Consider the following 26,971-nt stretch of genomic DNA (forward strand, 5'->3'; position numbering starts at 1 on the left):
CGAGGGGTGATATCAGTGCCATGAACGACTCAGTCCCCACCTCTCCGAAACCTCGTGTTTGGCGCGGCCTGACAGCAGTTGCTGCCGGCTGTGGCCTCGTCCTCGCTGGCGCGCTCGGCGGCCTTGCCGTCAGCACCGGCAACACCGCGCAAAGCGCCTGGCGTGGCGCGGATGCCTCGGCCGAGCAGGCGCAGAGCCCCAGCCTCGGATCCCAGGCGCTGAAACAGCAGCTACTCGACCTCGTGCCGTGGGTCGACGAGGGCACCTCGAGCGGCGGGCTCGGGCAGGGCACGGATAGGCAGAGCGGCGGCTCGCTCGGTGGCTCGACGCAGCAGTCGACCGACAGCCTCGACATCTCGGCCGCGAGCGCCGACGAATCGACCGGCATCGTGCTCATCGACACGAAGCTTGAGTATCAGAGCGCGGCGGCCGCGGGCACGGGCATCGTGCTCAGCTCTGACGGGCTCGTGTTGACGAACAACCACGTCGTCGAGGGCTCGACCTCGGTGCAGGTGACCACGACCGATGGCACGAGCTACAACGCGACCGTCGTCGGCACCGACTCGACGGAGGACGTCGCGGTGCTGCAGCTCGAGGATGCGAGCGGCCTCACCACGGCGACGATCGATGATGACGACGACCTCGCCGTGAGCGACGCCGTGACCGCGGTCGGCAACGCCGAGGGCGGCGGCGAGCTCATGGCTGCCGACGGCGTCGTGACCGATCTCAACACCTCGGTGACGCCGTCGAACGAGGCAGCGAGTGGCGGAACGACCGGCTCGAACACGCTCACGAACATGATCGAGATCGACGCCGACGTGGTGTCGGGCGACTCGGGCGGTGCCGTGCTCGACGACGAGGGCGAGGTCGTCGGCATGACGACCGCGGCCTCGAGCGGTGGCACGAACATCTCGGGCTACGCGATCGAGATCGACACAGCGCTCAGCGTCGCGCAGGACATCATCGACGGCGTCGAGACCGACTCGAACACGCTTGGCACGCCCGCGTTCCTTGGCATCGCGCTCGCCGACACGACGTCGGGCACGAGCCCGAGCACCGTGGCAGGGGCCGCGGTGGCGGGCGTCTACGACGAGACCCCCGCGGCCGAGGTCGGCCTCGCGGCCGGCGACACGATCACCGCGGTCGACGGAATCGCCGTAGGCAGCGCATCCGAACTGCAGGGCCTCATCGCCGAATACACGCCGGGCACCGAGGTGACCCTGACGTGGACGACGGCCTCGGGCGCTGAGCAGAGCGGCACGACGACCCTCGTTGAGGGCCCGGCCAACTAGGCGGAAAACGAGTGTGGGGCCGGTCGCGAAAGTGACCGGCCCCACGCTTGTTGTTGGCGGATTACTCGAACCAGCAGGTGTCGAGCGAGAGCGCCTCGGGCAGCGTCGGCTGGCGCTTCGACAGCTCGACGTAGCCGCCGGCGTGGGGGATGAACCCGGCCGACTCCTCTTCGGTGAGTTCGCGGCGAATCTTCGCGGGCACGCCCGCGGCGAGCACGCGGTCGCCGATCTCGAAGCCCTCGAGCACCACTGCGCCGGCCGCGATGAGGGAGCCGGTGCCGATGGCCGAGTGGCTCAGCAGCGAGGCGCGCATGCCGACGAGTGTGCCGTTGCCGACGGTCGTGCCGTGGAGCATCGCGGCGTGGCCGACCGTGACGTCGTCGCCGAGGGTGCAGGACGCGTCGGCGTCGACGTGCACGACGGTGCCGTCCTGCAGGTTCGAGCGCGCGCCGATGCGGATCGCGCCCGAGTCGCCGCGCAGCACGCAGCCATAGAAGACGCTCGAGTCGGGGCCGATCTCGACGTCGCCGATGATCGTGGCGTTCGGCGCGATCCACGCCGAACGGTGGATGCGGGGGCTGACGCCATTGAAGGGGAGCAACAGTGGTCCTTGCATGTTGCCCAGTGTATTGGGAGCCGCGGACACCGGGAGGCGCTACCTTGACTCTGTGACCCGTCTAGACCTGGATTCGCTCGAACTATTCGTGCGTGTTGTCGAGCGTGGCAGCATCAACGCGGCCGCAGCGGCCGCCGACCGCTCGCAGCAGGCGGTGTCAGAACGGATGCGCAAGCTCGAGCACGAACTCGGCCTCGACCTGCTCGAGCGCGGCGCCCGCGGCTCGCAGCCGACCGAAACCGGGCAGGTGGTGGCTGATTGGATCGCCGAGCTGCTCGTCGCGACCGACCGCTTTCAAGAGCGGCTCACGTCGCTGCGCGCCGACCGCACGAGCACGCTGCGGGTCGCGGCCTCGCAGACGATCGCGGGCTACCTGCTGCCGCAGTGGTTGAGCCAGCTCGAGCAGGCCGGCACCGCGACGAGCCCACACGTGCACGCCGTGAACTCGGTCGAGGTGATCCGCGAGGTGCACTCGGGCGCCGCCGTGATCGGCTTCATCGAGTCGCTCGACGAGCTGAGCGGCCTCGAGCACCACGTGGTCGGCCACGACGAACTGGTCGTCGTCGTGGCGCCGAGCCATGACTGGGCGTCGCGCGATTTCATCACCGCGCAGGAGCTCGCGGCGATGCCGCTCGTCGTGCGCGAGTCGGGCTCGGGCACGCGCCAGGTGCTTGAGCAACTGCTGGGGGAGCAGCACCCCCAGCTCGAGGCCGCCGAGCCCCGGGCCGAGTTCTCGGCGATCCTCTCGGTGCGGGGCGCCGTCACGGCCGGTATTGCCCCGGCGGTCATGAGCGCGCTCACGGTCGCCGAGGACCTCGCGGCGGGGCGCCTGCGCCGCGTCGACGTCGCCGACCTCGAGCTGCACCGGCCGCTCACCGCGATCTGGCGCGAAGAACCCGAGCTGCCCGCCAGCGCGAGCGAGCTCATCCGGATCGCAGCCCAGCACGCCGCCGACTGACCCCGCGCGCCCGGTAGTCCCGGCCGATTGCCGGTAGAATGGCCGACACTATGGCCTTGTTCGGGAACCTTTCAGACCGCCTTGTCGACGCGCTGAGCAATCTGCGCTCGAAGGGCAAGCTCACTCCAGCCGACGTCGACGGCACCGTCCGCGAGATTCGTCGCGCCCTGCTGGAGGCCGACGTCGCGCTTCCCGTCGTCAAGGAGTTCGCCGCGCACGTGCGCGAGCGCGCCCTGAGCGACGAGGTGAACCGCGCGCTGAACCCGGCGCAGCAGGTCGTGCAGATCGTCAACGATGAGCTCATTCGCATCCTCGGTGGCGAGGAGGCCCGTCAGCTGCAGTTCGCGAAGCGCCCGCCGACGGTGATCATGCTCGTCGGTCTGCAGGGTGCCGGTAAGACGACGCTCGCGGGCAAGCTCGCGAAGTGGCTCGTCGGCCAAAAGCACTCGCCGATGCTCGTCGCGGCCGACCTGCAGCGCCCGAACGCGGTGCAGCAGCTGCAGATCGTCGGCGACCAGGCCGGCGTGCCGGTCTTCGCGCCCGAGCGCGGCAACGGCGAGGGCGACCCGGTGCGCGTCGCGCGCGAGTCGATCCGCCTCGCCAACGAGAAGCTCCACGACGTCGTCGTCATCGACACCGCCGGTCGGCTCGGTGTCGACGAGACGCTCATGCAGCAGGCCCGCGACATCAAGCAGGCGACGAACCCCGATGAGGTGCTGTTCGTCATCGACTCGATGATCGGTCAGGATGCCGTCGCGACCGCGAAGGCGTTCCAGGACGGCGTCGACTTCTCGGGTGTCGTGCTCACGAAGCTCGACGGTGACGCCCGCGGTGGTGCGGCGCTCTCGGTCGCGCAGACCACTGGCCGCCCGATCATGTTCGCCTCGACCGGTGAGCGCCTCGACGACTTCGAGCTGTTCCACCCCGACCGCATGGCGAGCCGCATCCTCAACATGGGTGACGTGCTCTCGCTCATCGAGCAGGCGCAGAAGGCGTTCGATGAAGAGGAGGCACGCGAGGCCGCCGAGAAGCTCGCGGCGAACGAGTTCACGCTCGACGACTTCCTCAAGCAGATGCAGCAGCTGCGTCGCGCCGGCAACTTTAAGAAGATGATCGGCATGATGCCGGGCGTCACGAAAGAGATGCGCCAGCAGCTCGACGACTTCGACGAGTCGAGCATGGTGCGCATCGAGGCGATCATTCAGTCGATGACGCCGCTCGAGCGCAAGACGCCGAAGGTGCTCAACGGCTCGCGCCGCTCGCGCATCGCCCGAGGTTCGGGCACGAGTGTGAGCGAGGTCAACGACCTCATGAAGCGCTTCGAGCAGTCGTCGAAGATGATGCGCCAGGTCGCGCGCGGCGGCATGCCGTCGATGCCCGGCATGCCCTCGTCGGGCGGTGGCCGCGCCACGGCGGCGAAGCAGGCGAAGAAGAACGCCAAGAAGGGCAAGAAGTTCTCGGGCAACCCCGCGAAGCGCGGCATCGAGGCGCCGGCACAGAGCGCGCCGCGCGGCTCGTCGTTCGGCGGCGGTGCCTTCGGCGGCGGCGCCGGCGGCGGTCAGCCGAGCCCCGAAGAGCTCGAGAAGCTGCAGAAGTACCTGCGCAAGTAGGCACGCGCCCGCGACGGCGCAGACTTACGCGTCGTCGCGGGTGGTGAAGGCCTCGTAGAGGTCGGGGCGCACGCGCTGGGTGCGCTTGAGTTGCTGTTCGTGGCGCCACTTCGCGACGTTGCCGTGGTGGCCGCTGAGCAGCACGTCGGGCACGTCGAGGCCGCGCCACTGCGCGGGCTTCGTATAGCTCGGGTACTCGAGTAGGCCGTCGGAGTGCGACTCCTCGACGAGCGACGCGGGGTTGCCGACGACGCCGGGAATCAGGCGGCCGAAGGCCTCGATCATCGCCATGACGGCGACCTCACCGCCGTTGAGCACGTAGTCGCCGATCGACACGAGCGAGACGCGGGCGCGCTCGGCGGCCCAGTCGAACACGCGCTGATCGATGCCCTCGTAGCGGCCGCAGCCGAAGACGATGTGTTCCTCGCCCGCGAAGTCGTGCGCGCGCGCCTGCGTGAACACGTCGCCGGCGGGGGAAGGGAAGACAATGAGCGGGCCGTTTTCGGCGGGCGAGGCCGCGAGAATGCCGTCGAGCGTCTCGCCCCACGGCTCGGGCTTCATGACCATGCCGGCGCCGCCGCCGTACGGGGTGTCGTCGACCGTGCGGTGGCGGTCGTGCGCCGCGTCGCGTAGGTCGTGGATGTGCAGGTCGATGATGCCCTGCGTGCGCGCCTTGCCGAGCAGCGAGAGATCGAGGATGTCGAAGAACTGCGGGAAGATCGTGACGATGTCGATGCGCATCGCGGGCTACTCGCTCGCGTCGTCGAACAGGCCGCCGGGCGGGGTGAGCGTGACGACGCCCGCCTCGAGGTCGACCGCGGACACGATGTCCTTCACGAACGGCACCATGACGTCGCCCTTCGGCGTCTTCACGACGAGGAGATCCTGCGCGGGGAAGTGGTCGACGCGCTCGACGGTGCCGACCGAGACGCCGTCGATCTGCACGTCGAGTTCGACGAGCTGGTGGTCGTACCAGGTGTCGGGCGCGAGTTCCTCGGCCTCGTCCTGGTCGACCCAGAGGATCGCCTTGATGAGGGTCTCGGCGGTGGTGCGGTCGGTGACGTCTTCAAAGAATGCGACGGGCGACTCGTTGAACCAGCGCAGCTCGCGCAGGGTCACGTTCTTGCCGCGCCACGGCGACGTCGTCGGCACCTGCAGCGAGAAGGATGCGCCGGGCACGAAGCGTCGCTCGGGTTCGTCGGTGTACAGCTCGACTTTGAGGGCTCCCTTGAGCCCGTGTGCCTTGACGAGGCGTCCGACGCGCAGCTGGGTGATCCCGCTGCGGCTGCGTGCGGACAACTTAGTTATCGGCCACGTCAACGCGGACGCGGCGGCCGTCGGCAAGTGCGGTGATGAGGGTGCGCAGCGCCGTCGCTGTGCGTCCCTGTCGACCAATGACGCGGCCGAGGTCCTCGGAGTGCACGTGCACCTCGAGGACCTCGCCGCGGGCGGAGTCGATTGCGTCCACGCGGACGTCGTCCGGGCGGTCAACGATGCCACGGACGAGGTGTTCAAGCGCGGAAGCAAGCATGGGGACTCCTTCTTGGGATTATTCGGCGGATGCCTCGGCCTCGGCGGCCGGCTCGGCAACGTCGGCGTCAGCATCTGCCTCGGCCTGCGAAGCCTTCGGCTCCGACTTCGGCTTGAGGACGGGCTTCTTGTTCTCGTCGGCCTGGAAGGTTTCCTTGGCCTCGGGCAGCTTGACCTGCGATTCGGTCGAGCCTTCGCCCTTGAACTTACCCCAGTCGCCGGTCAGCTTGAGCAGCGCGAGGACGGCCTCGGTGGGCTGCGCGCCAACCGAAAGCCAGTACTGGGCGCGCTCCGACTCGATCTCGATGAGCGAGGGGTTTTCGGTGGGGTGGTACTTGCCGATCTCCTCGATCACTCGACCATCGCGCTTCGAGCGCTCGTCGGCGACCACGACGCGGTAGAACGGTGCCCGGATCTTGCCCAGGCGCTTCAGACGAATCTTGACAGACACGTGTCTCCTGCTTGTTGAAACTAGTTAACGATCAAAGACTGAGCGGCACAGTGCGTGGGGCGCACGAGCCGACGTCCGGATTCGCTGCACGCTGCGGATAGAGGGTCGCTGGCACAGACTCAGCTAACCATTCTTGCAGATTTCTCGGCCCCGCGGGAGTCCCGAGCGGAATCAGATCAATCAAATAATCGCATCCCCTCCCCGCGTACGATGTCATCCATGGACTTCACCCTGTCCGAACGCGCCACCCTCGGGGTCGAGTGGGAACTCGCGCTAGTTGACCGTGCCTCCGGCGATCTCGCCGGTCGCGCCGGTGAAGTAATCGCCGCGGTGAACGAGCCCCGTTGCGTCGGCGAGTTCCTTACCAATACGGTCGAGCTCGTCACCGAGGTGCATCGCAATGTGCCCGGAGCCATCGCCGATCTGCGCACCCTGCGCGACAAGCTGGCGGCCGCGTGCGACCCACTCGGCGTCGCCGCGATCGGTGCCGGCACGCATCCGTTCTCCGACTGGCACGTGCAGACGCTCGTGCCCGAGGACCGCTACCTGCGCGTCGTCGAGCGCTCGCGCGACTGGGGGCGTCAGCTCTCGATTTGGGGGCTGCACGTGCACATCGGCCTGCCCTCGTCGGATGTGGTGGTGCCGGTGATGAACGCGGTGCTCGCGAACTTGCCCTGGCTGCTCGCTCTGTCGAGCTCGAGCCCGTTTTGGGGCGGCGTCGACACGCAGTTCGCTTCGCACCGCTCGATGCTCTTCCAGCAACTGCCCACGGGTGGCATTCCGCCGCAGCTGCGCGACTGGGACGACATCAGTGACACCGTCGACGCGATGGTGCGTTCGGGCACGATCCTCGACGCGAAGGAGCTCCGCTGGGATGTGCGCCCCGCGCCGCGCTTCGGCACGATCGAGGTGCGCATCGCCGACTCCGCCCCGTCACTCTTCGACATCGGCGCCGGCGCCGCGCTGACCCAGTGCATCGTCGAAGAGGCGCTGCGGGCACTCGACCGGGGTGAGGAACCGATGCACCTGCCCGACTGGGTCGTGCAGGAGAACAAGTTCCGCGCATCCCGCTGGGGTTTCGACACGAACTTCATCGTCTCGGCCGACGGCCGCGAAGAGGCCGCCCGCGGCAGCTTCGCCCGCCGCATCGACGAACTGCTCGAGATCGCCCGCGACCTCGGCTGCGAGGGCGAGCTCGTCTCGGGGCTCGTCATCGTCGACTCGACCCCGGCCGACCGCCAGCGCGCCACGATGCGCTCGGGTTCGGCCGTCGGTGTCGTCGATACGCTGCGCGCGGAATTCCTGCGCTGATCCGGCGTTCGCGGAGCAAGTTTCCGTAATTTATGGGTATGCCCAAGCGGATCCACCGAATACTCAGCACGCTCCTCGCACCTGCACCGTTCCTGGTAGGTGCCTGGACCGTCATTGCGTGGATCGTTTTCCAGCGCTCGGTGAGCGGCTTCCTCGGCCTGTTCATTCTCATTCCCGTGTCGTTCGCGCAGATGGCGATCCTCGGCCTCGCGCTCTGGCTGCGCCCGAGCTTCCGCATCTCGAAGAAGGCGACGGCGATCGACGCGGGTTGGTACCTCGGCTCGCTCGTGTTCTGGCTCGCCGCCGTCGCCATCCCCGGCACCTGGGGCGCCGTTGCGCAGGTCGCGGCCGCGATCTTCGCCGGCGTCGCGATCGCCCAGCTGTGGCGCCGCAACCGTCAGGAGGCGGAAGAGCAGCTGCGCCAGCGCGCCGAGCGTGCCGCCGGCGCATCCCCGAATGCCGGCTTCGGCCGAGCCCGCGGCCCGCAGGCCGGCCGCGTGATCATCGTCGACACGAACGAGACCTGGCAGGAGCAAGCGGGTGGCACCGTGCGCCGCGAATCCGAGGCGATTGAGGCCGAGATCATCGACGAGCCGACCTCACGCGACGACGACGAGCCCGATGAGTGGACTGCGCGGCCCCACGCGAGCTAGCCGACGCCGAACTCGAGGCTTGTCTGTGCGGCCGATTGCCCGCTAAGCTTGTCGTTTGTGCCGCGGCGTGACTCTGCCACAGGGGACACTCTGCCCGCGGAATTCAGAAACTTACTTCTATTGCGTTCGACCTGTGGCGGCGCAGAGAGTGATTGATCATCATGACCAACCTCATTGACCAGATCGACGCACAGTCGCTCAAGGACGTCCCGGACTTCCGCCCGGGCGACACCGTCAAGGTGCACGTCAACATCGTTGAAGGTAACCGCAGCCGTATCCAGGTGTTCCAGGGCATCGTCATCGGCCGCCAGGGCGCCGGCGTCAAGGAGACCTTCACGGTCCGCAAGGTGAGCTTCCAGGTCGGCGTCGAGCGCGTCTTCCCGGTGCACTCGCCGATCATCGACCGCATCGAGCTCGTCAGCCGCGGTGTCGTTCGCCGTGCGAAGCTCTACTACCTGCGCGACCGTCGCGGTAAGGCCGCGAAGATCCGCGAGCGTCGCGAAAGCTAGTTCGTTTATCACGATTTGATTGACCCCAGTGCGTTTGTGCACTGGGGTCAATCTCGTTCGTGCTTAGATCAACTGACCACAATCGACGAGGAGCCCATGGGTGCGTGACGACGCCGAGTATCAGTTGCCGAAGTTGAGTGGCAACGCCGGCGCCGATGGCCAGGACGATGCCCTCGTCTACGAGGTCTTTCGGCACGCCCACGCCCCGCGGCACCGGCTCAGAGACGACATCGCGGTCGACGACCGCGGCAACGTCGTGGCCCGTGGCGCGACGCTCGGGATGTTCATCCGCGACGTCGTCGTCATCGTCGCGATCGCGCTCGTGGTCTCGATCGTCGTCAAGACGTTCTTCCTCAAGCCCTTCTATATTCCTTCGGCCTCGATGCACGAGACGCTGATCGAGCAGGATCGCGTGCTCGTGAACCAGCTCGTGCCCGACCTCGTGCCGCTCAACCGCGGCGACGTCATCGTGTTCGAGGACCCGGGTGGGTGGCTGCCCGAGCAGCCCACTATCGAGAAGGCGCCGCTGCAGGCGTTCGCCGATGGCACGCTCGAGCTCATCGGGCTCAAGGCCGAAGAGACGAACAGCCACCTCATCAAGCGCGTCATCGGGCTGCCGGGCGACCACGTCGAGTGCTGCAACGCCTACGGCCAGATCATGATCAATGACGTGCCGATCAGCGAACCGTATGTCGATCTCGGCGACAACACCGCCGCATCCGGCACCGAGTTCGATGTGACCGTGCCCGCCGACGCGGTGTGGGTCATGGGCGACAACCGCTACAACTCGGCCGACTCGCGCGCGCACCAGGACACCCCGACCGGCGGCTTCGTGCCGTACGAGAACATCGTGGGCCGCGCGTTCATGATCAACTGGCCATTCGACCGGCTCCGCTTCCTCAGCAACTACTCCGAGGTGTTCGCGGGCATCCCGACCCGGCAGCCGTGACCCCGGTCTCGCCGACGCTCGAGGTCGAGCGGGTGCTGTTCACCGACACGGAATTCGTGATCGGCATCGACGAGGTCGGCCGCGGCGCGATCGCTGGGCCGGTCGCGGTGGGGGCCTGCGCGATTCGTGAGGTCGAGGCGCAGCAGGGGTACCCCGAGGGGTTGCGCGACTCGAAGCTGCTCACCGAGAAGGCCCGTGAACGGCTCGCGCCCGCCTCGGCCGAGTGGGCTTTTGCGAGCGCCGTCGGCTGGGCCTCCGCCGCCGAGATTGACGAGTTTGGCATCAGGCAGTGCCTCGCAGCCGCCGCGGTGCGCGCGCTCGGCGAGCTCTGGCAGGCAGGCGTGCCGGTCGACCTCGCGAGTGTGCTGCTCGACGGCAGCCACGACTGGCTCTCGCCGGCGCTCACGCAGCCGCTGCGCGTCATGGTGCAGCCGAAGGCCGACCGCGATTGCGCGAGCGTCGCGGCCGCGAGCGTCGTCGCGAAGGTCGCGCGGGATACTCGGATGCGCGAGCTCGCGCTGGGCGACGAGGGTCTCGCCGCGTTCGGCTGGGAGAAGAATAAGGGGTACGGCTCGCAGGGGCATCGCGACGCGATTCGCGAGCTCGGGCCGAGCGCAGAGCATCGCCGAAGCTGGCTCGGCAAGATCCTTGACGCGTAAGTCACCTGTCGGGCCTAGACTGGTGCGTTATGAACGAGGACGCCTTTGACGACTACGAGCGCAGCGTAGAGCTGGCACTGTTTCGCGAGTACCGCGACGTCGCGAAGCAGTTCAAATACGTCGTCGAGACCGAGCGCCGCTTCTACCTCGCGAACGAGGTCAACCTCGAACGCAAGGATGCGGCGAACGACTTCTACTTCGAGCTGTCGATGCGCGACGTGTGGGTCTGGGACATCTATCGCTCCGACCGCTTCGTCAAGCAGGTGCGCGTGCTCACGTTCAAGGACGTGAACATCGAGGAGCTCAACGTGCACGACTTCGAGCTGCCGAAGGAACTCTCGATCGACGAATAGCCCGCCCCAAAGTGGGACGGGCTGACGTCGCGAAAGCGACTTAGCGTGCGGCGGCGGCCTGGCGCTTGAGGTTTTCCATGATCTCGAGCTGGTACGGCGCGATGACCTCGCCCGAGACGCGGCAGTCGAGCACCCAGGTGCCCCGCTCGTCCGAGGCGACCCACTCGGCCCACGCGTCGAGGTCGTCGAGGGTGCGCACCTCGGTGCCGTTGGCGCCGACGGCCTGCGCGAGGCCGGCGAAGCTCACCTGGTCGATGCGCATCGGCCGCTCGTCGAGGCCCTGCATGCCGTACTGCGTGATCTCGGCCGTGTAGGCCGCGTCGTTGTAGACGATGACCGTGGCGCGCTCGGCGGTGCGCACGAGCGAGTCGAGGTCGGCGAGCGCCATCAGACCGCCGCCGTCGCCGGTCGCCAGTACGAGCATCCGGCCGTCGGCGTTCGCCGCGATGGCGGCGCCGGGCGCGCTCGAGAAACCGAGGCCGATCGACTGGAAGGCCGTGCCGACGAGCACGATCGAGTCGGGGCCCGGAACATTGAGGTAGGTGTTCGCCCAGCCGATGAAGTGGCCGCCGTCGGTGGCGATGAGCCGCTCGGCGGGCAGGTGTGTGTCGATCGCGGCGGTGACGGCACGGGGGTCGAGCTGGCCGTCGGCCGCGATCGGCGAGGGCTGCGCGGCGTCGGTGCTCGTGCGGCCGAACGGGCGGTCGAACTGGGCCGAGGCGACGGCCTCGCGGCCGAGCAACGGCCACGTCGTGTGCTCGGGAACGGGGGTATGCGCGAGCAGCGCGGCGGCCGCGCTCGCCGCATCCGTGCGAATGAACGTTTCGACGGCCGGGTGGGTGGCGGCATCGGCGAGGTCGAGCTGCACGAGGCGGGCCTGCGCAAACATGCGGCCGAAGCCCATCGTGAACTGGTTGAGGCCGGCGCCGAACGCGACGATAAGGTCGGCCGCGGCGAGATACTCGGCGGTCGGCTCCGACGAGAAACCGCCGCAGATGCCGGCGTCGAGCGCACGCCCCGTGAACAGGCCGCGCGCGGCCGCCGTCGTGACGGTGATGGCGCCGAGGCGGTCGGCGAGTTCGATGAGGTCGCCGCGTGCGTCGAGCGCGCCGCGACCGGCGAGGATGATCGGGGTGCGGGCCGCGGCGAGGTCGCGCGCGAGCGCCTCAAGCACCGCCGCATCGGCCTGCGGACGCTCGGAGGCGAGCACCTGGTCGAAGTCGATTGGCGCGACGTCACCCTCGTCGGTCGCCGCGACTGGGAGGTCATAGGGCAGCGAGAGCACGACCGGGCGGCGCTCGGTGAGCGCGAGGCGCACCGCGTCGTTGACGGCGGCAGCGACGTAGTCGGCGCGCACCGTGACGGTCTTCACGCCCGCGGCGCGGGCGATGGCCTCCTGGTCGAGATCCCAGGGCCGCGCTCCGGTGGTCGGTGCGTCACCGACGAGCACGAGCATCGGGATGCGCGCCATCGACGCCTCCGCGAGTGCCGTGATGGTGTTCGTGAAGCCGGCGCCGTAGGTGGCCGTGGCGATCGCGAGTTTGCGCGTGGCGCGGTAGTACGCGTCGGCCGAGGCAACCGTCGCGACCTCGTGGCGCACCGCGGTATAGCGGATCGGGGTGAGGCGCAGCATCGCGTCGACGACGAAGGCGTTGCCGTTGCCGAGCAGGCCGAACATCTCGTCTGCGTAGGGGGCGAGGGCGGTGGCGAGTCGCTCGGCGACGGTGGTCATAGTCACTCCTTGGCACGGGTGGATGCGGGACTTCGGCGTCTCCGGATACCTGCTGACGGTACTCGAGATGTGCTTTCTGCAACATCTGCGGCGAAAAAGCATTACAAAGTGTGTGGTGAACACGCTGTGAAGTGTCACGCCGGCGTGGCGTCGGTGCGCGAATGGTAAATCGCGGGGGGCGAGCATGCGGGGCGAACTCGCTGAGCGGCGCCGCACGTGCCTTTACGCACACCCAGGTTGCACTTCAGGCCGCTCCGCCACGACTTGCGCGCGTGTCGCGGCGCCTCCCGCGGCGCCTGTGGATGCGTGACTTTCCACCGTCCGAGCCCACTGCCGGGTGTACGCCGGCGCGCTTCTTCAAGATGACTGCATTCACCGCAGTTTGGGGAGGCACACATGGCACGGCACATCACGCTCGGTCGCGAGGGCGAGGAACTCGCCGCGAAGTACCTCGCTGACGCGGGTTTTGACATCATCGACCGCAATTGGCGCTGCGCCGACGGCGAGGTCGATATCGTCGCGCGCGGCGAGGGCTACCTCGTCTTCATTGAGGTGAAGACCCGCAGCTCGATCGGCAGTGGGCATCCGCTCGACGCGATCACCCCGACGAAGATCACGCGCATGACGCGGGTCGCGTATCGCTGGCTTGACGAGCATCCCGGCCCGTTCGTGCCGATTCGCCTCGACGTCGTGTCGATCGTCATGCCCCGCTTGGCGAGCTCGAGCCTGCTCCACATTGAAGGGGTGGGGGAGTAGATGGCGCGCAATGCCCGCACCTGGGGCATAGCGCTCGCGGGCCTGCGGGGCGATGCGGTGCAGGTCGACGTGCAGGTCGCGGCCGGGGTGCCGAAGCTGCTCATTATCGGCCTGCCCGACGCGACCATCGGCGAGGCCGAGCACCGCATCCGCGCCGCCCTGCAGTCGTCGAAGCAGTCGCTGCCGCCGAAGCGAATCACCGTGAGCCTTGCGCCGGCCGAGCTGCGCAAGCACGGTGCGGGCTTCGACCTGCCGATCGTCTGCGCGGTGCTCGCCGGGCTCGGCGTGATCGATGCCGAGGCGCCCGCTCGCAACGCGCACATCGGCGAGCTCGCGCTGACCGGCGCGATCCGGCCTGTCGCGGGCATCCTGCCGGCGGTGCACGCAGCAAAGCGGCACGGCTTTGAGGCGATCCTCGTGCCCGCGTCGGCGCGGGCCGAAGCCGAGCTCGTCGACGGCATCCGCGTGGTGCCGGTTGCCTCGCTCGCCGAACTGGCCGAATACTACGGCGCCGACCCGGAGGCGCTCGCGGCACCCACCCGCGCCGAGCGCGAGTTTCACCTGCCCGAGGCCGCGGTGAGCGCGAGCCCGGCCGGCGACCTGGCCGACGTGGTCGGCAACGACAGCGCGGTGCGGGCGGTCATGATCGCCGCAGCGGGCGGGCATCACCTCGCGATGATCGGTCCCCCTGGCTCGGGCAAAACGATGCTCGCCGAGCGGCTCCCGGGCATCCTGCCCGACCTCGACGACGATGCCGCGATCGAGGTCGCCGCGCTGCGCTCGCTGCGCGGGCTGCCGCTCGGCGAGCGGCTCGACCGGCGCCCGCCGCTGCAGGCGCCGCACCACACCGCCTCGGCCGTCGCGCTCATCGGCGGTGGCTCGGGCGTCATTCAGCCCGGCGCGCTCTCGCTCGCGGCACACGGGGTGCTGTTTCTCGACGAGGCGCCCGAGTTTCCGCGCCGAGTGCTTGACGCGCTCCGCCAGCCGCTCGAGTCGGGCTCGATCACGATCCATCGGGTGCGCAGCACCGTAACGTACCCGGCGAACCCGCAGCTCGTGCTCGCGGCGAACCCGTGCCCCTGCGGCAATTCCGGGGTGCGGGGCGTCGAGTGTCACTGCTCGCCGACGATGCAGCGCAACTACCTGCAGCGACTCAGCGGGCCGCTGCTCGATCGCATCGACCTGCAGCTGCGCGTCGAGCGCGTCTCGACCGCGACGGCGCGGCTCGCCGCTGCGGGGGAGCGCGGCAGCGTCACCACCGAGTCGGCGGCGGCGGATGTTCGGATCGCCCGGGAGCGCGCCCGGCACCGGCTCGCGGAGTTCGGCGTGCGCGCCAACGCGCAGCTCGACGGCGCCCTGCTGCGGCACGCGAGTCTGCGCTGCGAGCCCGGCGCGGCCGAGCCGCTCGACCAGGCGTTGAGCCGAGGGCAGATCACGATGCGCGGCTACGCCCGCGCCCAGCGCGTTGCCTGGACGCTCGCCGACCTCGCCGGCGCCGCCCGGCCCGATCGCGGCCATATCTCCGAGGCCCTCTTCTACCGCACCCGCATCGCGTCGTCGGTCGACGCCTGAACGCACGTCAAGGAGCCACCATGTCTACCTCTTCGTATCGCCGACTCGCTCCGCTCGTGCGCGAGCTCCGCTTTGGCGGTGACGACGACGATCTTGCCGATATCGCGGCCCGCATCTGCTGGAGCTGCGTCGTCGAGCCGGGCGACGGCGACGCCGGTGTGCTGCGTGACACCCTCGGGGTGGAGTGCATCTTCGACCTCATCGCGGGGTGGACCGACGTCGTCGTACATCGGATGCACGCGGCCGACCCACTCGAGGCTCGCTCCCGCAACTGGTCGGCCGCCATCGCCCGATGGCGGCCCCGGCTCAATTACGAGCACGTCATTCCGCTCGTGCGGGCGGCGACGAAGGTCGGCGCGCGCTTCCTCATGCCGGGCGACCCGAGTTGGCCCGCGCAGCTCGACGACCTCGGCGTCCACACTGCCGTCGGGCTGTGGACCCGGGGCCGCCTCGACGCTTTGCACCGGGATGCGCGCAACCTCGCCGTCGTCGGCTCGCGTGCGAGCACCGAGTACGGCAACAACGTCACCGGCGAACTCGTCGTTGCGGCCGCCGGTGCCGGACTGTCGATCATCTCCGGTGGCGCCTACGGCATCGACGCCCAGGCGCACCGCGTCGCGATCGCGAGCGAGGCCGACACCGTCGCCGTGCTCGCCGGCGGGGTCGACCGCCTGTACCCGGCTGGCAATAGCGAGCTATTCCAACGGCTGCTCGCCCAGGGCGGGCTCATCGTTTCGGAGGCGCCCTGCGGGCAGGCGCCGACCAAGTGGCGATTTTTGCAGCGCAACCGGTTGATCGCGGCGCTCGCCCCGGCGACGATCGTCGTCGAGGCGGGCGCGCGATCCGGTGCGCTCAACACCGCGAACCACGCGAGTGCGCTCGGGCGCGAGCTCGGCGCGGTGCCCGGCGCCATCACCTCGGCGACGTCGGTGGGGTGCCACCGGCTCATTCGTGACGGCGCCGCGAGCATGGTCTGTTCGGGCGACGACGCGGTCGAGCTGTGGCGGCTCGCGTGTTCGGGCGGCGGTCTGTTCGAGAGCGACGAAGCACCGGGCAACGCGGTGGATGCGCCCGTCCCGCTCCTCGAGGTCGTGGAACGCTCGCCGCGGCTCAGCGACGAGGCGGTGCGGGTGCTCGACGCGCTTCGGCCCCGCCGGGGGAACGGCGAGGCCGAACTCGCCGCCCTCGCGGGCCTCAGCCTCGCCGACACCCGCGCCGGGCTCGCCGAGCTCGAGCTGCTCGGCCGCGCCGACCTCGGCGACACCGGCTGGCGGCGCGTGTCCTAGACGCGGGGCGCCATGCCGCCGCAACTACGATGGCGGCATGGCAGAACTCCGGGCGGCGATCGAGGACTACGTCCTCGCGCTCGAACGTGAGTTTGGCCGCTCGCCGAACACGTGCCGGGCCGCCCTCGGCGACCTCTCGCGCTTCGCCGACTCCGTCGAGCGGGAGGGGGCCGTCGACACGAGCAAGCTCACGCTCGAGGACCTTCGCGACTGGCTCTGGCGCGAAAGCGAACAGGGCCACGCGCCCGCGACCATCGCGCGCCGCGCATCCGTCGCCCGCCGCTTCACTGCTTGGTGCCACTCGACCGGCCGCGGCGACGACGTCGCGCGTCGTCTGAAGTCGCCCAAGGTCGGGCGCTCGCTGCCGCGGCTCGTCAGCGAGGGGCAGATGGACGACATCTTCGCCTCGTTGCGCGACCGCGCCGACTCCGACGAACCGGGCGCCCTGCGCGACCTCGCGATCGTCGAGCTGCTCTACGCGACCGGGATGCGCGTCTCGGAACTCTGCGCGCTCGATCTCGACTCGCTCACCCCCTCGGCGAGCCTCGTGCGCGTCATCGGCAAAGGCAATGTCGAGCGCGTCATTCCGTATGGGCAGCCGGCGGCACGCGCCATCGACGCCTGGCTTGAGCGAGGCCGCGGCGTGCTCGCGGGTGCGGCATCGGGCGACGCCCTGTTTCTTGGCGCTCGCGGCGGTCGCCTCAATTCGCGCAGCGTGTATGAGCTGAGCCGCCAACTCCTGCAGCTCGCTCCGGGCCAGGGGCCGTCCGGGCCGCACACATTCCGGCACACGGCCGCGACCCACCTCCTCGACGGCGGCGCCGATCTGCGCGGCGTGCAGGAATACCTCGGCCACGCCGACCTCGGCACGACGCAGATCTACACGCACGTCTCGGCCGAACGACTCCGCGAGACCTACAAGCGGGCACACCCCCGCGCCTAAGCGCAGGGGTGCACCCGCCTGTGCTGGGCGGTACGCGGCTACCAGCTCGTCGCTTCGCGCCGCTGGCGGTCGCGCGCGATGAGCCAGCCGCCGAGTCCGATCAGCGCGAGTCCGGCGCCGGCCACGCCGAACCAGATCCCCGGCTTTGCGCCGGTCTCGGCGAGCCGCGGGGTCTCGTCGTTGGCCTCGGGTGCGGGTGGTGCGGGCGTCTCGTCGTCGTGCGACTCAGTTGGCGACGCGGCGGCCGGCGGTGCTGGCGATTCGCTTGGCGTTGCCGTCGCCGTTGGTGTCGGTGGTGGCGTCGGTGCGGGGGTCGGGGTCAGCGTGGGCGTCGGCGACTCGGTCGGCGGAGCTTCCGGAGTCTCGACACGCTCGGGCGGCGCCGGGGGAGCGGCCGGGGTCGTCGATTCGGGTGTCGGGGTGGGGCTCGGCTTGGGCGTCTCAGGTGTCGGTGTCGGCGTCGTCGTTGGTTTTGGAGTCGGAGTTGGAGCCGGGGTGGGCGTGGTCGTGGGCACCGGAGTCTTGGTCGGCTTCGGCTTCGGCTTCGGCGTTGGCGTTGCCGTGGGTGTCGGCGTCGTGGTGGGCGTTGGGGTGTTCGGCACGCTCTGCGTGGGCGTAGGCGTAGGCGTAGGCGTCGATGTTGGAGTCGGCGTCGGGGCGGGCGTGCTCGGCTTGCCGACGAGTGAGGGCTTCGGCGTCGACCCGACCGGCGTCGGGCTCGGTGTGTTTCCAACCGGAGTTGACGCCGGCGGGGTCGTCTCGGGAACCCTTGTCTTGTTCGCGATGGCGCCGATGCCGAGGCGGTCGCTCGCCTGGGGCCATGCGGCCTGGCTCGACTGAATCAGCAGCTGCCTGCCCTCGGTGACGAGCACGCGCAGGTCGGAGGTGGCGTAGCCCGCTGCCGGCGCGGTGCTGACATCGGCGATCACCTCTGGCTTGCGGGTGTCGTGCTTCACGAGGAGGTCGTGCGACCTCCCGCCATCGAGCGCGACGACGGATGAGCCGTCGATGGTTGCGGCCTCGAGCGACAGGGTCACGTGCACACCGGTGCCGACCTTCGGCACCTGCACGTGCACGCCGTCGTTGAGGCGCACAACGGTGACCGCCACCGACTTGGGGCGCTCGATGACCTGCACCATCGCGAGCTCGCCGCGAAGCTGCTCGAGCTGTTCGGCCACCGCGGAGGCGGTCGCCTGCGGCATCTTCGTGAAGTAGTGCTGGTCGCCGGGGTAGTGGCCCGCGTCGGCGATCGACCAGACGAGCATCGCGACGGCCGTCGTGAGGGTCGGGTCGCTCGAGGCGCCGGCATTGCTCACCGCCCAGTGCAGTTGGGCGCGCTCGGTGGCCGAGAGCGACGACACCGCGGCCGGCATCGGTTCGTCGCGGCCGAGTGGTCGAGTGGGTTTGCCGACGGGGCGAGGCTTCGTGAGCTCGATGCAGTACGCGTTCTGGCCGTCGTAGCGCATGGCGCCGATGAAGGTGCCGTTCGAGTTCGAGTAGCCGGCGCCGAGCTCGGCCGCGGAGGCGGCGCGCATCCCAAGAGGAAGCAGGAGCGCGACGATCGCCGCGAGCAACACGAACGCGAGCCCGAGCCGGAGGCGGGGCGAGGGGAATTCGGGCGGGGGAACGCGGCGCGCGAGGCTGCCGGGTGGCGGAGACGGAAGAGTGGGCATGAGCGGCCTTTCGCGTCGAGTGAAGCGTGACTGGGGTTACGGCGAGATGGGCAGGAGGATCGCGCGCGGCACCTCGCCGAGCAGCGCGAGCGGGTCGAGATAGTCGTCGCCGAGCCGGGCGCCGAGGTGCAGGCCACCCGATGGCTCGTGCGCGGGGGAGTCGGCGACGTGGCCGATGAGTTGCCCGCGCGTCACGACGTCGCCCTCGGCGACCACAGCGTCGACGGGTTCGAAGGTCGAGCGAATGCCGTTCGCGTGCTGCACCGAGACCAGCGGTCGGTTGACCACCCAGCCGACGAAGTGCACCGTGCCGTCGTCGGGGGCGTAGACGGCGGTGCCCGCGGGCACCGCGAGATCGATGCCGCGGTGGCCGGCGCTGTAACGATGTTCGAGGTCGAACAGTCGGGTGACCTCGGGCCGAGGCTGAATCGGCCACGACCAGATCGCGTCGCCCGGCGCATCCGCCTCGGCTGCCGCATCCGACTGGCCCGGCGCATCCGCCTCGGCCGGCGCCGCGTGGGAAGGGGCGGCGCTGGCACCCGGCGGGGTCGCGGGCAGCGTCGAGAACAGCAGGCTGGCCAGCGCCAGTGCGGTGAGGATGCGCGACCCGCGACGTCGTGAAATCATGGCCCCAGCGTCGCCGGCTTGCGCTCGCGGTGCCCGCCAAAGGGCGCCACCGGTGGACAGTCACTCATCCACAGGCGGCGCGGTAGGCGCTTCGGGGTGCCGTACAAGGCCAAAACGCGCTAGAGTAATCGATTGCAGTCCGTCAACGGGCTGACTTCGCGTGTCCACTATGCGATCAACTTCGACGGTCTCACCCGAGCGGTGAGCGGAGTTGTGACCGGACACCAGGATTGCCGCATCGCGGCAGTAGCAACCAAAACCGCACACCACAGGTGTGCCCTACCCAAGGAGATTCGACCATGGCAGTCGTCTCGATGCGTCAGCTGCTTGACGCAGGTGTCCACTTCGGTCACCAGACCCGCCGCTGGAACCCGAAGATGAAGCGCTTCATCTTCACCGAGCGTTCGGGCATCTACATCCTCGACCTTCAGCAGTCGCTCGCCTTCATCGACAAGGCCTACGACTTCGTCAAGGAGACCGTGTCGCACGGCGGCTCGGTGCTCTTCGTCGGCACCAAGAAGCAGGCGCAGGAAGTTATCGCTGAGCAGGCGCTCCGCGTGAACCAGCCCTACGTCAACCAGCGCTGGCTCGGTGGCCTGCTCACGAACTTCCAGACCGTGCAGAAGCGCCTCAACCGCCTCAAGGAGCTCGACCTCGTCGACTTCGAGGACACCTCAACCGGTTACACCAAGAAGGAGCTCCTCATCCAGCGTCGCGAGCGCGACAAGCTGGAGAAGACCCTCGGTGGTATCCGCAACATGTCGCGTACGCCGTCGGCGCTCTGGGTGGTCGACACCAACAAGGAGCACCTCGCCATCGACGAGGCGAAGAAGCTCGGCATCCCGGTTGTCGCGATCCTCGACACCAACTGCGACCCTGACGACGTTGACTACCCGATTCCGGGCAACGACGACGCGATCCGTTCGGTCGGCCTCCTCACCCGCATCGTCGCCGACGCTGCGGCTGAGGGCCTCATGACCCGCCACCAGAAGCCCGCCGAGGGCGCTGGCGAGGCCGCTGAGCCGCTGGCTGAGTGGGAGCTCGAGCTGCTCAAGCAGGGCGAGGCCAAGGCTGAAGAAGCCGCCGCCCCCGCTGCCGAGGCTGTTCAGGAGCCGGCAACCGACGCCGCGCAGACTAAAGAAGCTGCGGCTACCCCCGCCGACGAGACCAAGTAACCAAGAGGAGACTCAGTCAATGGCAAACTTCACCATCGCTGACGTGAAGGCGCTGCGCGAGCAGCTCGGTACCGGACTCACCGACACTAAGAAGGCACTTGAGGAAGCCGACGGCGACCTCGAGAAGGCCGTGGAGCTGCTCCGCCTCAAGGGCGCGAAGGGCAACGCGAAGCGCGCCGACCGTTCGGCCGCGGAGGGCCTCATCGCTGCCAAGACGAACGGCAACGGCACCGCGACCATCATCGAGCTCAACTGCGAGACCGACTTCGTTGCGAAGGGCGAAAAGTTCATCGCACTGGCCGACGTCGTGCTCAACGCGGCTGCTGCCGCCGGCGCGAGCAACGCGGAGGAAGCCCTCAAGGCTGACGCCGATGGCGAAACCGTTGCGCAGCGCATCGACGCTGTCGCCGCGGTGATCGGTGAGAAGTTCGAGCTGCGTAACGTTCGCCTCGTCAAGGGCGAGCAGTTCGACATCTACCTGCACCTCACGTCGAAGGACCTCCCGCCGCAGGTTGGCGTTGTTGTCGGCTACGCCGGTGGCGACGAGGAGACCGCGCACGGTATCGCGCAGCACATTGCGTTCGCGAACCCGTCGTACCTCAACCGCGAAGACGTCCCGCAGGAAGACATCGACAAGGAACGCAAGGTCGTCGAGGACATCACTCGCGCCGAGGGCAAGCCCGAGGCCGCGCTGCCGAAGATCGTTGAAGGCCGCCTCGGCGCGTTCTTCAAGCAGATCGTGCTCAACGAGCAGGAGTACGCGCGCGACCCGAAGCACTCGGTCAAGCAGATCGCCGAGCAGGCCGGTCTGACGATCGTCGACTTCGCTCGTCTCAAGGTGGGCGCTGGCGTCGAAGCAAGCGACGACGCCGAGTAGTCTCGCCGCGCGCACGCGCGACTCACGCCGAGGGCGGCCCATGCACAGCATGGGCCGCCCTCGGCGCACTAGTGTGGATCCCCGACCCCTATCGACCTCGCCTCCCAAAGGAGCCAGATGACTTCGTCTGCCAACAAGCCTCGCCGCGTTCTACTCAAGCTCTCAGGAGAGGCCTTCGGAGGCGGCAAGCTCGGGGTCGACTCCGAGGTGCTCACGAGCATCTCGAACGAAATCGCCCGCGCCGCCGAGAAGGTGCAGATCGCCGTAGTTGTCGGTGGCGGCAACTTCTTCCGTGGTGCCCAGCTCGCCAACGCGGGCATGGACCGCTCGCGTGCTGATTACATGGGCATGCTCGGCACTGTCATGAACGCGCTCGCGCTCCAGGACTTCCTCGAGCAGGCCGGCGCGAGCGCCCGCGTGCAGTCGGCCATCGAGATGCGCCAGGTCGCCGAGCCCTATATTCCACTGCGCGCCGAGCGCCACATGGAAAAGGGCCGCGTGGTCGTCTTTGGCGCCGGCGCAGGCCTGCCCTACTTCTCGACCGACACCGTCGCCGCGCAGCGCGCGCTCGAGGTGCACGCCGACGTGCTCCTCGTCGCGAAGAACGGTGTCGACGGCGTCTACACCGCCGACCCGAACCGTGACGAGACCGCCGAGATGATCCACGGCATTTCGTACCAAGATGCGCTCCGTCGCGGCCTGCGCGTAGTCGACTCGACCGCGTTCAGCCTCTGCATGGACAACGGTATGGACATGCGCGTGTTCGGTATGAGCCCCGACGGCAACATCGAGCGCGCCATCCTGGGCGACGACATCGGCACGCTCGTCTCCAACAGCTTCCGCAGCTAGCGGCATCCGCCCGCATCTCGGCCCTGCGTAGGATGGGGCTGATACGCACCGAAAGGAACCCCTGTGATCTCCGACGTCCTCGACGACACCAAAGAGAAGATGGAAAAGGCCCTCGAGCACGCCCACGAGGAGTTCGGCAACATCCGAACCGGGCGCGCCAACCCGGCGCTGTTCACCAAGCTCCTGGTCGACTACTACGGCACCCCGACTCCGCTCGGCCAGCTCGCCTCGCTTCAGCAGCCCGAGGCACGCATGCTCGTCATCACCCCCTACGACAAGGGCGCGCTGAAGGACATCGAGAAGGCGATTGTCGCTGCTCAACACCTCGGCGTCACCCCCTCGAACGAGGGCCAGGTCATTCGCGTCACGATGCCGGAGCTCACGAAGGAGCGCCGCCAGGAGTACGTGAAGATCGCCCGCGACAAAGCCGAGGAGGCGCGCGTTGCCGTGCGCAACATCCGCCGCAAGGGCATGACCGACCTCTCCGCGCTCGAGAGCGAGTTCGGTGAGGATGAGGTCGGTCGCGCCGAGAAGGAACTCGACAAGATCACGAAGGGCTTCGTTGACCGCGTCGACGAGGCGTTCAAGAACAAGGAAGCCGACCTGCTCGAGGTCTAGTGCCTACTCCCCCCAGCGAGCACGAGGACGGGCGGGACGCGCAACCAGGCGCCACCCCGCCCGCGTCGCGCTCCCTGGAAATCGAGGCGGCGCGCATCCGTCGCCAGGTGCGCCGCATCAACGACCAGGTCAACGAGCGATCTGGCCGCAACCTCCTCAGCGCGATTGGCATCGCCGTCGTGCTCATCGCGGCGGTGCTGCTGTCGCTGCTCATCGACAAGCGGCTGTTCATTCCGCTTGGCATGGCCATCGCCGTGCTCGTCGTCATGGAGCTCACGATTGCCATGCGGCGCGTGGGTCGCCGCGTGCCCCGCGTGCCCTCTGCGATCGTCGCGCTTGCGACCGTGCCGATCGCCTACTTCTTCCCGCCCTCGGCGTTTTGGGTCGCGTTTCTGGTCGGCGTCATGTTTGTCGTTGGCTGGCGGCTCGTCGAGGCGGGCATCCACCGACTGCAGCGCGGCCGTATTGTGACGTCGAAGCGGCAGCTCGCGATCGATGCATCGTCGACCGCATTCGTGCACTTCTACGTGACTTTCCTCGCCTCCTTTACTGTCATGCTGCTCTCGCAGCCGCTGGGGGAGTATTGGGTGCTTTCGTTCATCGCGGTCGTCGTGGCCGTCGATACGGGCGCGTACGCGGCGGGCTTGCAATGGGGGCGTACGAAGCTTGCGCCACGCATCAGCCCGGGCAAGACCTGGGAGGGCATCGCTGGCGGTGTCGTGCTCGGCACGCTCATCGCCATCGCGGCCTGCGTGCTGCTGCTCGGGCTGCCGTGGTGGTTCGGCATCATCATGGGCGTCACGCTCACGGTGACCGGCGTCTGCGGCGACCTCACCGAGTCGATGATCAAGCGCGACCTCGGGGTGAAGGACATGTCGAACTGGCTGCCCGGTCACGGCGGCTTTTTCGATAGGGTCGACTCGATGATTCCGTCTGGAGCGATGGCGTTCGCGCTCTATTTCTGGTCAACGCCGCTAATGGAGTTTGCGCAGCGACTCGGCTGAGGCAAAATAGCAATGATGAAGACTGAGGCGCCTTTCCCCCGAGCCCCGCGAGGGGAGTACGGTTACGACCCTGAAGAGGTCGACCGGGCTCTGCGCGTCGCCCGCGAGCGGTACGAGAACTTTGACAATGGGTCTGAAGGCAAGCGCCTGACGGCCAAGAGCATCCGCCACACCGCATTCACCATGCGTAAGCGCGGCTACTCCGCACCCCACGTCGATGCCGCGCTCGAGCGGCTGGAAGATGCCGTTGCCGTGCGCGAGCATGAGGAGCGCATCGCACACCGCGGCCGCGACGAGTACATGGCCGAGATCAAGGACGCGGCCCGCGCCGTGCTGAAGCGCCTCGAGCGCCCCTCAGGTGACCGTTTCCGTCGCGTCTCGCTGCTGCAGCGGGGCTACTCGGTCGATGAGGTCGAGTCGTTCTGCAACCGCGTCGACGACTTCCTGCGAGGCAAGGCGTCGATGACGCTGCGCGAGGCCCGCGGCGTCGCGTTCACGTCGAAGCGTCGCGGCTATGAAGAGGGTCAGGTCGACCTACTCATTGACGCGGTCGTCGACGTCATGCTCGCGATTCGCTAACGAAGTCTGACCGCAAGCTGAACGCGCTATACCATTCCGTTGTCTCTTCGTAACCAATCCGTTATCGTAGACGGGTGCCAGTTACGAATGGAGAGCAGCAGATGACGGAAATCACGCGATCGGGGTCGACCCGAGCCGCCGTGCCGTGGGCAGTTCGCTCGTCGCGTCGCAACCGCAAGGTCACCTCGGTGGTCGCCGGATGCGCGCTGGCTGCAGTCGCCGCAGTAGGTATCGCGCAGCCGTTCCTCGCAGCGCCCACTGCCACGCAGGCCGCCGGGTCGTACCAGCCCTCGCTGGCTGACATCACGAAGGCGAACCCCCAGAGCTATGTTTCGGAGCAGCCGACCGGCGGCTCCGCCGATGAGGGCGACGACGCCGGTTCCTCGGCGTCGATTACCTCGGGCCGCAGCGACGTGAGCGTCGAACTCGAGCCCGAACCCGAGCCTGAGCCTGAGCCTGAGGTCGTTGAAGAAGACACGACGACCGAAGACACCACGACGAGCGACTCGACCTCGACCGAGTCGACTGACACGTCGGGCGCAAGCGCCGACTACGTTGCGCCAAGCGCGGGCTCGATCAAGGAGACGGCTGCGTCGATGGCTTCGTCGCAGTACGGCTGGGGTTCCGACCAGTTCGCGTGCCTCGACAGCCTGTGGACCAAGGAGTCGAACTGGAACCCGTCGGCATCCAATTCCTCATCCGGTGCCTACGGCATCCCGCAGGCGCTGCCCGGCAGCAAGATGGCGACCGCCGGCTCCGACTGGGCGACGAACCCGACCACGCAGATCGCCTGGGGCCTGAGCTACATCTCGGGCGTCTACGGCACGCCCTGCTCCGCGTGGGGCCACTCGCAGTCCGTCGGCTGGTACTAAGCCGAGATGGGGCGTCGCAACTCCCGGCGTAACCGGGAGTTCGTCCCGCTCGACCTCGACCGCATCCGGGGCGGCCTTCGCCGCACCGAGGTGCGGCGCGGTCGTGAGTACACCGTGCAGCAGGTGAGCGCCGAGCGAGCGATCAAGGTGTACACCTGCCCCGGTTGTAACCTCGAGATTCCCGTCGGGCAGGCGCACGTCGTCGTGTTCAGCGCCGACAACATCATGGGTGACGACGCGGCCATCGCCGATCGCCGCCACTGGCACAGCCACTGCTGGCGCATCGCCTAGCCCCGAGACCTAATAGAACTAGCCCCGCGCGGACATGCTCCGCGCGGGGCTAGTTGCGTTCCCGGCGGGGAGGCGAGCAGTGGCGCCGTCAGCGACGCTGCACGAACGACAGGGCGCGCTCAGCGACAACTGGCGCGATGCTGACAGCGCCAATTGTCGCTGAGCACGCCGCGGGGCTAGCGCTCGTTCTGGCGGGGGATGAGCACCTCGTTGATGATGATCATCAGGCTGGCCGCAACAGGGATCGCGACGAGCGCCCCGAGCAGGCCGAGCAGGGTGCCACCGGTGAGGGCCGCGATGACGACGATCGCGCCGGGCACCTGCACGGCGCGCGACATGACGCGTGGGGTGAGGATGTAGGCCTCGACTTGCATGTAGACGAGGTAGTAGATCGCGGCGATCCACCAGACGGGCGAGCCGGGTTCGAGGAGCAAGAGCTGGGCGAGGACGATGATTGCCGAGGCCGAGATCGTACCGATCATCGGAATCATCGAGCCGATGAATGCGATGACCGCGAACACCATCGGCATCGCGGCGCCGACGATCGACAGGAAGATGAACGTCAGCACGCCGTTGATCAGGGCGAGCGTGACCATGCCGAGCACGTAGGCACCCACCGACCCTGTGATGCGCTCTGAGAGTTCCGCGACCCGGGGGCGCGATGACGCTGGGGTGAGCTGGTAAAAGGCCCGCTTGATGCTCGGGAGGCTCGCGACGAAGTAGATCGTCAGGATCGTGACCATCATGGTGGCGAACAGGCCGTTGACGATGCCGACGCCGACCTGGAAGACGCCGCCGGTGATGGCGCCGAGGTTGCCTTGCAGCCACGACGCGGCCTGCGCGACCATCGACTGCACGTCGAGCGCGGGGAAGGTGACCGTGAGCCACTCGACCGCATTCGAATTGACGATGTCGCCGATGATCGCGCCGTAGCGCGCCGAGATCTCGTTCACCTGCGCCGTGATCGACGGCACGATCGCCCAGACCACGAGGGCGGAAACGACAATGACCCCGACGATTAGGACGAGCACCGCGGCCCAGCGAGGCCAGCGGCGGCGCTCGAGCCACGAAATCGCGGGGTCAAAGCCGAGGGCAAGGAAGAGTGCCGTCGCAATGTAGGTGAGCACCGTCGAGAGCGACTCGACCATGCCGCCGAGCGTGAGCGCAATGAGCGCACCGAGGGTGGCGAGGAAACCGATCTTGAACGGATTCTCGATGCGCATTGG

At 68.4% G+C, this 26,971-nt stretch carries 30 protein-coding genes; 21 read left to right on the forward strand and 9 right to left on the reverse strand.

Annotated elements, in window-relative coordinates; genetic code table 11:
- The first annotated feature begins 20 nt into the window (after positions 1-20).
- Positions 21-1,292: a S1C family serine protease gene (locus M3M28_RS02640; protein WP_249387304.1), complete on the forward strand. Its 1,272-nt coding sequence runs from the start codon at positions 21-23 to the stop codon at positions 1,290-1,292.
- Positions 1,293-1,353: 61 nt separating this feature from the next.
- Here the strand turns inward: M3M28_RS02640 and M3M28_RS02645 are convergent, their stop codons facing one another.
- Positions 1,354-1,908: a gamma carbonic anhydrase family protein gene (locus tag M3M28_RS02645; RefSeq protein WP_249387305.1), complete on the reverse strand. Its 555-nt coding sequence runs from the start codon at positions 1,906-1,908 to the stop codon at positions 1,354-1,356.
- 52 nt (positions 1,909-1,960) lie between these two features.
- On the opposite strand from M3M28_RS02645, the gene M3M28_RS02650 reads away from it, so the two are divergent.
- Together M3M28_RS02650 and ffh are read left to right on the forward strand one after the other, a co-directional pair.
- The gene (locus M3M28_RS02650; protein ID WP_249387306.1) at positions 1,961-2,866 is read left to right on the forward strand and encodes a LysR family transcriptional regulator; all 906 of its coding nucleotides are present in this window, start codon (positions 1,961-1,963) and stop codon (positions 2,864-2,866) included.
- 50 nt (positions 2,867-2,916) lie between these two features.
- Positions 2,917-4,476 (forward strand): signal recognition particle protein, encoded by a 1,560-nt coding sequence (gene ffh / locus M3M28_RS02655; RefSeq protein WP_249387307.1) that lies wholly within the window; start codon positions 2,917-2,919, stop codon positions 4,474-4,476.
- A gap of 24 nt (positions 4,477-4,500) precedes the next feature.
- On the opposite strand, the gene trmD is transcribed toward ffh, so the two are convergent.
- Genes trmD through rpsP form a run of 4 tightly spaced genes read right to left on the reverse strand, consistent with a single transcriptional unit; the run spans position 4,501 to position 6,457 of the window.
- A complete protein-coding gene (gene trmD, locus M3M28_RS02660) occupies positions 4,501-5,217 on the reverse strand; it encodes a tRNA (guanosine(37)-N1)-methyltransferase TrmD (protein WP_249387308.1) in 717 nt (238 codons plus the stop codon).
- A 6-nt stretch (positions 5,218-5,223) separates the two neighbouring features.
- Positions 5,224-5,775: a ribosome maturation factor RimM gene (gene rimM / locus M3M28_RS02665; protein WP_249387309.1), complete on the reverse strand. Its 552-nt coding sequence runs from the start codon at positions 5,773-5,775 to the stop codon at positions 5,224-5,226.
- Position 5,776: 1 nt separating this feature from the next.
- Complete coding sequence (locus tag M3M28_RS02670) at positions 5,777-6,007, reverse strand: RNA-binding protein (protein WP_125107893.1); 231 nt, start codon at positions 6,005-6,007, stop codon at positions 5,777-5,779.
- Between the two features lie 18 nt (positions 6,008-6,025).
- Entirely contained in the window at positions 6,026-6,457 is a 432-nt protein-coding gene (gene rpsP / locus M3M28_RS02675) for a 30S ribosomal protein S16 (RefSeq protein WP_249387310.1), read from the reverse strand.
- 219 nt (positions 6,458-6,676) lie between these two features.
- On the opposite strand from rpsP, the gene M3M28_RS02680 reads away from it, so the two are divergent.
- The 6 genes from M3M28_RS02680 (at position 6,677) to M3M28_RS02705 (ending at position 10,891) form a co-directional block, all read left to right on the forward strand.
- Complete coding sequence (locus M3M28_RS02680; RefSeq protein WP_249387311.1) at positions 6,677-7,768, forward strand: carboxylate-amine ligase; 1,092 nt, start codon at positions 6,677-6,679, stop codon at positions 7,766-7,768.
- 38 nt (positions 7,769-7,806) lie between these two features.
- Entirely contained in the window at positions 7,807-8,421 is a 615-nt protein-coding gene (locus M3M28_RS02685; protein ID WP_249387312.1) for a hypothetical protein, read from the forward strand.
- A gap of 161 nt (positions 8,422-8,582) precedes the next feature.
- Entirely contained in the window at positions 8,583-8,930 is a 348-nt protein-coding gene (gene rplS, locus M3M28_RS02690; RefSeq protein WP_249387313.1) for a 50S ribosomal protein L19, read from the forward strand.
- Positions 8,931-9,030: 100 nt separating this feature from the next.
- Positions 9,031-9,879, forward strand: a complete 849-nt coding sequence (lepB, locus tag M3M28_RS02695) for a signal peptidase I (protein WP_249387314.1) — start codon at positions 9,031-9,033, stop codon at positions 9,877-9,879.
- Positions 9,876-10,538, forward strand: a complete 663-nt coding sequence (locus tag M3M28_RS02700; RefSeq protein WP_249387315.1) for a ribonuclease HII — start codon at positions 9,876-9,878, stop codon at positions 10,536-10,538. Before lepB ends, M3M28_RS02700 begins: the two co-directional genes overlap by 4 nt.
- Before the next feature lie 29 nt (positions 10,539-10,567).
- Positions 10,568-10,891 (forward strand): DUF2469 family protein, encoded by a 324-nt coding sequence (locus M3M28_RS02705; protein WP_249387316.1) that lies wholly within the window; start codon positions 10,568-10,570, stop codon positions 10,889-10,891.
- A gap of 40 nt (positions 10,892-10,931) precedes the next feature.
- Here the strand turns inward: M3M28_RS02705 and M3M28_RS02710 are convergent, their stop codons facing one another.
- Complete coding sequence (locus tag M3M28_RS02710) at positions 10,932-12,623, reverse strand: thiamine pyrophosphate-binding protein (RefSeq protein ID WP_249387317.1); 1,692 nt, start codon at positions 12,621-12,623, stop codon at positions 10,932-10,934.
- Positions 12,624-13,019: 396 nt separating this feature from the next.
- Here M3M28_RS02710 and M3M28_RS02715 point away from each other — a divergent pair, with 396 nt between their 5' ends.
- From M3M28_RS02715 to M3M28_RS02730, 4 genes are read left to right on the forward strand one after another with little or no spacing between them, the layout of a single operon-like run.
- A complete protein-coding gene (locus M3M28_RS02715; protein WP_249387318.1) occupies positions 13,020-13,379 on the forward strand; it encodes a YraN family protein in 360 nt (119 codons plus the stop codon).
- Positions 13,380-14,951 (forward strand): YifB family Mg chelatase-like AAA ATPase, encoded by a 1,572-nt coding sequence (locus M3M28_RS02720; RefSeq protein WP_249387319.1) that lies wholly within the window; start codon positions 13,380-13,382, stop codon positions 14,949-14,951. It abuts the gene before it with no gap.
- 20 nt (positions 14,952-14,971) lie between these two features.
- Positions 14,972-16,237 (forward strand): DNA-processing protein DprA, encoded by a 1,266-nt coding sequence (gene dprA, locus M3M28_RS02725; RefSeq protein ID WP_249387320.1) that lies wholly within the window; start codon positions 14,972-14,974, stop codon positions 16,235-16,237.
- A 37-nt stretch (positions 16,238-16,274) separates the two neighbouring features.
- Positions 16,275-17,180 (forward strand): tyrosine recombinase XerC, encoded by a 906-nt coding sequence (locus tag M3M28_RS02730; protein ID WP_249387321.1) that lies wholly within the window; start codon positions 16,275-16,277, stop codon positions 17,178-17,180.
- Positions 17,181-17,218: 38 nt separating this feature from the next.
- Here the strand turns inward: M3M28_RS02730 and M3M28_RS02735 are convergent, their stop codons facing one another.
- Together M3M28_RS02735 and M3M28_RS02740 are read right to left on the reverse strand one after the other, a co-directional pair.
- The gene (locus tag M3M28_RS02735; protein ID WP_249387322.1) at positions 17,219-18,853 is read right to left on the reverse strand and encodes an LPXTG cell wall anchor domain-containing protein; all 1,635 of its coding nucleotides are present in this window, start codon (positions 18,851-18,853) and stop codon (positions 17,219-17,221) included.
- A gap of 36 nt (positions 18,854-18,889) precedes the next feature.
- Complete coding sequence (locus M3M28_RS02740) at positions 18,890-19,480, reverse strand: M23 family metallopeptidase (protein WP_249387323.1); 591 nt, start codon at positions 19,478-19,480, stop codon at positions 18,890-18,892.
- 299 nt (positions 19,481-19,779) lie between these two features.
- On the opposite strand from M3M28_RS02740, the gene rpsB reads away from it, so the two are divergent.
- The 8 genes from rpsB (at position 19,780) to M3M28_RS02780 (ending at position 25,745) form a co-directional block, all read left to right on the forward strand.
- Entirely contained in the window at positions 19,780-20,655 is an 876-nt protein-coding gene (rpsB, locus tag M3M28_RS02745) for a 30S ribosomal protein S2 (RefSeq protein ID WP_249387324.1), read from the forward strand.
- Between the two features lie 19 nt (positions 20,656-20,674).
- Positions 20,675-21,532: a translation elongation factor Ts gene (gene tsf / locus M3M28_RS02750; protein WP_249387325.1), complete on the forward strand. Its 858-nt coding sequence runs from the start codon at positions 20,675-20,677 to the stop codon at positions 21,530-21,532.
- 117 nt (positions 21,533-21,649) lie between these two features.
- Positions 21,650-22,381, forward strand: a complete 732-nt coding sequence (pyrH, locus tag M3M28_RS02755) for a UMP kinase (protein ID WP_249387326.1) — start codon at positions 21,650-21,652, stop codon at positions 22,379-22,381.
- 63 nt (positions 22,382-22,444) lie between these two features.
- On the forward strand, positions 22,445-22,999 hold the full coding sequence (gene frr / locus M3M28_RS02760) for a ribosome recycling factor (protein ID WP_249387327.1): 555 nt from the start codon (positions 22,445-22,447) through the stop codon (positions 22,997-22,999).
- Positions 22,999-24,003, forward strand: a complete 1,005-nt coding sequence (locus M3M28_RS02765; protein WP_249387328.1) for a phosphatidate cytidylyltransferase — start codon at positions 22,999-23,001, stop codon at positions 24,001-24,003. The genes frr and M3M28_RS02765 overlap by 1 nt, the downstream gene beginning before the upstream one ends.
- A 12-nt stretch (positions 24,004-24,015) precedes the next feature.
- The gene (locus M3M28_RS02770; RefSeq protein ID WP_125107912.1) at positions 24,016-24,582 is read left to right on the forward strand and encodes a DivIVA domain-containing protein; all 567 of its coding nucleotides are present in this window, start codon (positions 24,016-24,018) and stop codon (positions 24,580-24,582) included.
- Positions 24,583-24,683: 101 nt separating this feature from the next.
- Entirely contained in the window at positions 24,684-25,454 is a 771-nt protein-coding gene (locus tag M3M28_RS02775) for an aggregation-promoting factor C-terminal-like domain-containing protein (protein ID WP_249387329.1), read from the forward strand.
- Positions 25,455-25,460: 6 nt separating this feature from the next.
- Positions 25,461-25,745 carry a hypothetical protein gene (locus M3M28_RS02780; RefSeq protein WP_249387330.1) on the forward strand — a complete coding sequence of 95 codons (285 nt, stop codon included), beginning with the start codon at positions 25,461-25,463 and terminating at the stop codon, positions 25,743-25,745.
- A 176-nt stretch (positions 25,746-25,921) separates the two neighbouring features.
- Here M3M28_RS02780 and M3M28_RS02785 read toward each other — a convergent pair whose 3' ends face one another.
- Positions 25,922-26,968 (reverse strand): AI-2E family transporter, encoded by a 1,047-nt coding sequence (locus M3M28_RS02785; RefSeq protein WP_249387331.1) that lies wholly within the window; start codon positions 26,966-26,968, stop codon positions 25,922-25,924.
- Between the last annotated feature and the right edge of the window lie 3 nt (positions 26,969-26,971).

It is taken from the genome of Gulosibacter sediminis, from assembly GCF_023370115.1.
GTDB classification, from domain to species: Bacteria; Actinomycetota; Actinomycetes; order Actinomycetales; family Microbacteriaceae; genus Gulosibacter; species Gulosibacter sediminis_A.

What these genes read in the sequence shown, in the direction of transcription:
- M3M28_RS02640 (WP_249387304.1), top strand. Translation starts at nt 21, where the DNA reads ATGAACGACTCAGTCCCCACCTCTCCGAAACCTCGTGTTTGGCGCGGC.
- M3M28_RS02645 (WP_249387305.1), bottom strand. Translation starts at nt 1,908, where the DNA reads ATGCAAGGACCACTGTTGCTCCCCTTCAATGGCGTCAGCCCCCGCATC.
- ffh (WP_249387307.1), top strand. Translation starts at nt 2,917, where the DNA reads ATGGCCTTGTTCGGGAACCTTTCAGACCGCCTTGTCGACGCGCTGAGC.
- trmD (WP_249387308.1), bottom strand. Translation starts at nt 5,217, where the DNA reads ATGCGCATCGACATCGTCACGATCTTCCCGCAGTTCTTCGACATCCTC.
- M3M28_RS02670 (WP_125107893.1), bottom strand. Translation starts at nt 6,007, where the DNA reads ATGCTTGCTTCCGCGCTTGAACACCTCGTCCGTGGCATCGTTGACCGC.
- M3M28_RS02680 (WP_249387311.1), top strand. Translation starts at nt 6,677, where the DNA reads ATGGACTTCACCCTGTCCGAACGCGCCACCCTCGGGGTCGAGTGGGAA.
- M3M28_RS02685 (WP_249387312.1), top strand. Translation starts at nt 7,807, where the DNA reads ATGCCCAAGCGGATCCACCGAATACTCAGCACGCTCCTCGCACCTGCA.
- rplS (WP_249387313.1), top strand. Translation starts at nt 8,583, where the DNA reads ATGACCAACCTCATTGACCAGATCGACGCACAGTCGCTCAAGGACGTC.
- M3M28_RS02705 (WP_249387316.1), top strand. Translation starts at nt 10,568, where the DNA reads ATGAACGAGGACGCCTTTGACGACTACGAGCGCAGCGTAGAGCTGGCA.
- M3M28_RS02710 (WP_249387317.1), bottom strand. Translation starts at nt 12,623, where the DNA reads ATGACCACCGTCGCCGAGCGACTCGCCACCGCCCTCGCCCCCTACGCA.
- M3M28_RS02715 (WP_249387318.1), top strand. Translation starts at nt 13,020, where the DNA reads ATGGCACGGCACATCACGCTCGGTCGCGAGGGCGAGGAACTCGCCGCG.
- M3M28_RS02720 (WP_249387319.1), top strand. Translation starts at nt 13,380, where the DNA reads ATGGCGCGCAATGCCCGCACCTGGGGCATAGCGCTCGCGGGCCTGCGG.
- dprA (WP_249387320.1), top strand. Translation starts at nt 14,972, where the DNA reads ATGTCTACCTCTTCGTATCGCCGACTCGCTCCGCTCGTGCGCGAGCTC.
- M3M28_RS02730 (WP_249387321.1), top strand. Translation starts at nt 16,275, where the DNA reads ATGGCAGAACTCCGGGCGGCGATCGAGGACTACGTCCTCGCGCTCGAA.
- M3M28_RS02735 (WP_249387322.1), bottom strand. Translation starts at nt 18,853, where the DNA reads ATGCCCACTCTTCCGTCTCCGCCACCCGGCAGCCTCGCGCGCCGCGTT.
- M3M28_RS02740 (WP_249387323.1), bottom strand. Translation starts at nt 19,480, where the DNA reads ATGATTTCACGACGTCGCGGGTCGCGCATCCTCACCGCACTGGCGCTG.
- rpsB (WP_249387324.1), top strand. Translation starts at nt 19,780, where the DNA reads ATGGCAGTCGTCTCGATGCGTCAGCTGCTTGACGCAGGTGTCCACTTC.
- tsf (WP_249387325.1), top strand. Translation starts at nt 20,675, where the DNA reads ATGGCAAACTTCACCATCGCTGACGTGAAGGCGCTGCGCGAGCAGCTC.
- pyrH (WP_249387326.1), top strand. Translation starts at nt 21,650, where the DNA reads ATGACTTCGTCTGCCAACAAGCCTCGCCGCGTTCTACTCAAGCTCTCA.
- M3M28_RS02770 (WP_125107912.1), top strand. Translation starts at nt 24,016, where the DNA reads ATGATGAAGACTGAGGCGCCTTTCCCCCGAGCCCCGCGAGGGGAGTAC.
- M3M28_RS02775 (WP_249387329.1), top strand. Translation starts at nt 24,684, where the DNA reads ATGACGGAAATCACGCGATCGGGGTCGACCCGAGCCGCCGTGCCGTGG.
- M3M28_RS02780 (WP_249387330.1), top strand. Translation starts at nt 25,461, where the DNA reads ATGGGGCGTCGCAACTCCCGGCGTAACCGGGAGTTCGTCCCGCTCGAC.
- M3M28_RS02785 (WP_249387331.1), bottom strand. Translation starts at nt 26,968, where the DNA reads ATGCGCATCGAGAATCCGTTCAAGATCGGTTTCCTCGCCACCCTCGGT.